The sequence below is a fragment of the Catellatospora coxensis genome (genome assembly GCF_016862635.1).
GTDB classification, from domain to species: domain Bacteria; phylum Actinomycetota; class Actinomycetes; order Mycobacteriales; family Micromonosporaceae; genus Catellatospora; species Catellatospora coxensis.
Genome location: NZ_BONI01000211.1, coordinates 1 through 724, shown reverse-complemented (window position 1 = coordinate 724; position 724 = coordinate 1). Strand labels below are relative to the sequence as shown.

The 724-nt window shown below is 73.3% G+C and carries 1 protein-coding gene; it reads right to left on the bottom strand.

Going from position 1 to position 724, the window contains the following annotated elements; genetic code table 11:
- On the bottom strand, positions 1-724 hold a 724-nt coding region (locus Cco03nite_RS42060), incomplete at both ends, for a family 43 glycosylhydrolase (protein WP_203699640.1).

Genomic DNA, 724 nt, shown 5'->3' with positions numbered 1-724 from the left:
CGGATGCGCAGGTGCGAGGGGCGCGAGCGCAGGTCGAGCCACTCCGGTCCGGCCGGGCGGCGCAGCGTCGACCACGCCGTGGACAGCTGCGGCGCGTCGAAGTGGTCGGTGGCGGGATCCGCGGGCCAGGCGTGCATCGGCAGGCCGGGTGCGGCGATCTCGTCGGCCGGGATGCCGCCGGGGATGGCGGGCCAGCCGCCGGGGGTCCAGTCGACTTTCTGGATGGCGGTCTCGCGGCCGAGCACGCAGTTGCCGAGCGGGGTGTAGGGGCGGGCGGCCAGGTGGGCGAGGTACCAGTCGCCGTGCTGGGTCTGCACGAGGCTGCCGTGCCCGGCCTTCTGCAGGGTGAGGTCGGGACGTCCGACCGAGGTCAGCAGCGGCCCGGCCGGGTCGACATCGTACGGCCCGTGCAGGTTGCGTGATCTGGCGACGGTGACCTGGTGTTCCCAGCTGGTGCCACCTTCGGCGGTGACCAGCCAGTACCAGCCGTCGTGGCGGTACAGGTGCGGGCCCTCGGTCAGGCCGGCCGCGGTGCCGGTGAAGATGATCTGCGCGTTGCCGACGAGCTGCCGCTTCGCCCGGTCGTAGCGCTGGATCTCGATGCCGCCGAACCGGTCGCGGCCCGGCCGCCAGTCCGCGCTCATCGCCAGCAGCCAGCTGGTCCCGTCCTCGTCGTGGAACAGCGACGCGTCGAAGCCGTGCGAGTGCAGCACCACCGGATCCG